This is a genomic window from Chamaesiphon sp. OTE_8_metabat_110 (assembly GCF_031382685.1).
GTDB lineage: Bacteria > Cyanobacteriota > Cyanobacteriia > Cyanobacteriales > Chamaesiphonaceae > Chamaesiphon.
In genome coordinates, this window is sequence record NZ_JANMZA010000185.1 from 1 (window position 1) to 3,168 (window position 3,168).

Here is a 3,168-nt window from a genome sequence, read left to right on the forward strand (position 1 = left end):
GAGCATTTGTCTATGCAGCTTGCGAAGATTTTGGTATTGTATTAGTAGAAGCGATGGCTTGTGGTACACCAGTTATCGCTTATGGAGTCGGCGGTGCTGCGGAAACTGTCTTAGACATTCGCGCTCATCCCGACAGGGGAACGGGAATTCTGTTTCCCACTCAAACCACCGCAGCCATCATCGCCGCGATTGCGACGTTTGAAACTCATCGACATCAGTTCCAAGCAGCGCACATTCGCACTCATGCCGAAGGCTTTGCGACCGACATCTTTCGATCCCAATATCTGAGCTTACTCGATCGTTACACTAGCCAGTGGCAATCGCTCGATCGACGGCAGCAAAGCGAAGTAAAAATGTAGGTACCGACCTAGATAACCATAACTTTTCAATCATATCTGGGGAATATTGGTGATAGAGTGAAATCGAGGAGTAAAATGACCGCAACCGATCGACCTATTGCCAGTCCGGTAGCTAGACAAGCAGCCAACACGAGAGTATTCCGTCGTCATAAGTCTCAAGATCTAACTAAACGATTATTTGATATTGTTTTTTCGCTGTTCGTGCTGGTAGTTTTTGCCCCACTCTATCTTGTGTTGGCGCTGATAATTGCGGGAACTTCTTCCGGCTCGGTCTTCTATATCCAAGAACGCGTCGGTCAGAACTATCAGCGGTTCGGGTGTATTAAATTTCGGACGATGATCCCGAACGCCGATCGACTCCTCCAGGAAATGATGGCAGAATCAGCAGAGCTGCGGCAAGAGTTTTCCGAAAATTTCAAGCTCAAATCAGACCCACGCATTACCAAAATTGGTAAATTTCTGCGGAGTACCAATTTAGATGAATTTCCCCAGTTTGTTAACGTCCTCAAAGGTGAAATGAGTATCGTTGGGCCGCGTCCGTTGGTACCTGAAGAGATCGAGCGCTACGGTACTCAGATCGATCGAGTGTTGACGATTAGACCGGGAATTACGGGACTATGGCAAGTCTCAGGGCGCAACGATATCCCCTACGCGCAAAGAATTCGGATCGATGTCAGCTACGTCAAACGCCGCAACTTCTGGCTGGATCTCCAGATAGTTCTCAAAACTGTGCTCATGACAATAATGCCCAAGAATAATGGTGCGTACTAACCAGAACGCAGGCGATGGGGAAAACTGGTCGCCGACGATCGCAATTAGGATTATGATAATGGGGAACTTAGACCCTAGCGATTTAACAGAAATAACCGATCGCAGCTAAAATGACAGAAATAAAACGCGCATTAATCACCGGAATCACCGGACAAGATGGCTCTTATCTAGCTGAGCTGCTACTTTCTAAAGGCTACGAAGTTCACGGCATCATTCGGCGGACATCGACTTTTAATACCGATCGGATCGAACATTTGTATCAAGACCCCCATACACCAGGGGCAAAACTTTTTCTGCATTATGGTGACTTAGCCGATGGTGTGACTCTCCGCCGCCTACTCGAACTCACCCAGCCCCATGAAGTTTATAACTTAGGCGCACAGTCCCACGTCCGCGTCAGTTTCGATGCGCCGGAATATACCGTCGATACCGTGGCAATGGGCGCACTCCGCTTGCTCGAAGCCATCCGCGACTACGAACTGCGAACCAAACTGCAAGTCCGATATTATCAAGCTGGCTCATCGGAAATGTATGGCTTAGTTCAAGAAGTGCCCCAATCGGAAACTACGCCGTTCTACCCCCGCAGTCCCTACGCTTGCGGCAAATTATTCGCCCACTGGCAAACCATAAACTACCGCGAATCATATAATATCTTCGGCTGTAACGGGATTTTATTCAATCACGAATCGCCGCGTCGGGGTGAGACCTTTGTCACCCGCAAAATTACCCGCGCGATCGCCCGGATTATGGCTAAGCAGCAAGATAAACTCTATCTAGGTAATCTCGAATCCAAACGCGATTGGGGCTATGCCAAGGACTATGTAGTCGCCATGTGGATGATGTTGCAACAAGAGCAACCAGATGATTATGTGATCGCGACTGGCGAAACTCATGCGATTCATGAATTCCTCACCATTGCGTTCGATTATGTCAATCTCAACTGGAAAGATTATGTTGAATTTGACTCGCGCTATTTACGTCCGGCGGAAGTAGAATTATTGATTGGCGATCCGACCAAAGCTCAAACTAAACTAGGCTGGAAACCATCGGTCACATTCACCGAATTAGTCCATTTGATGGTCGATACCGATCTTCACGCCCTTGGTATCAAATCACCTAACTATCACGGTGAAGAAGTCCTGCCCGATGTCGCGATCGTCCGTCAAGCACTAGCAACCATGCACGATTGAGGTCGCATCCTACCATCGGTTGTCAGTCATAAATCTAAGTCAAAAGTCGTAGGATGTCTGGTAGGTACTGCTGCTGGGCGGGTGACCCGCCCAACCGACCATTTCGGTTACAAGTTATCTTGATGCTAAGGATATTTATTTATCCTCACGGAGTGCCTACCTTTATCGGTCAAGTTTCGACACCAACATTAACAGAATTTATGACAACATTAGATCTATCCACCCAGCGTATTCTCGTTACTGGCGGTGCCGGATTCCTCGGACAACAGGTAATCGAGCAACTTTACGATCGCGGTGCCCATCCCGATAAGATTACCGTGACCCGATCTGCCGATTGTGATTTGCGGGTACTCGAAAACTGCCATCGGGCAGTTGAAAATCAAGATGTTATCGTCCATCTCGCCGCACACGTTGGTGGGATTGGTTTAAATCAACTCAAACCTGCCGAATTATTTTACGATAATTTGATGATGGGCACTCAGTTAATTCATGCTGCTTATCAAGCGGGAGTGGGTAAATTTGTGTGCGTCGGGACGATTTGCGCCTATCCTAAATTCACACCCGTGCCATTTAAAGAAGAAGATCTTTGGAATGGTTATCCCGAAGAAACTAATGCCCCTTATGGTATTGCTAAAAAGGCACTCCTGGTGCAATTACAATCTTACCGTCAGCAGTATGGATTCAATGGTATCTATCTCTTACCTGTAAACTTATATGGCCCTGCGGACAATTTTAAACCCGAAAGTTCCCACGTAATTCCAGCTTTAATTCGGAAAGTACATGAAGCCCAAATTGCGGGCGATAAACAGATTCAAGTGTGGGGTGATGGTAGTCCCAGCCGGGAATTT

General features: G+C 47.4%; 4 protein-coding genes. All 4 read left to right on the top strand.

Annotated features, from left to right (window positions below; all coding sequences use genetic code 11):
• Nucleotides 1–359: glycosyltransferase (locus RMO52_RS06735; RefSeq protein WP_310412143.1), on the top strand; the 359-nt coding region annotated here is incomplete at its 5' end.
• 75 nt (nt 360–434) lie between these two features.
• Nucleotides 435–1,130, top strand: a complete 696-nt coding sequence (locus RMO52_RS06740; protein WP_309743566.1) for a sugar transferase — start codon at nt 435–437, stop codon at nt 1,128–1,130.
• 110 nt (nt 1,131–1,240) lie between these two features.
• Nucleotides 1,241–2,320, top strand: a complete 1,080-nt coding sequence (gene gmd / locus RMO52_RS06745) for a GDP-mannose 4,6-dehydratase (RefSeq protein ID WP_309743564.1) — start codon at nt 1,241–1,243, stop codon at nt 2,318–2,320.
• Between the two features lie 200 nt (nt 2,321–2,520).
• A partial coding sequence (locus RMO52_RS06750) for an NAD-dependent epimerase/dehydratase family protein (protein WP_310412146.1) occupies nt 2,521–3,168 on the top strand: 648 nt, incomplete at its 3' end.

What these genes read in the sequence shown, in the direction of transcription:
- RMO52_RS06740 (WP_309743566.1), top strand. Translation starts at nt 435, where the DNA reads ATGACCGCAACCGATCGACCTATTGCCAGTCCGGTAGCTAGACAAGCA.
- gmd (WP_309743564.1), top strand. Translation starts at nt 1,241, where the DNA reads ATGACAGAAATAAAACGCGCATTAATCACCGGAATCACCGGACAAGAT.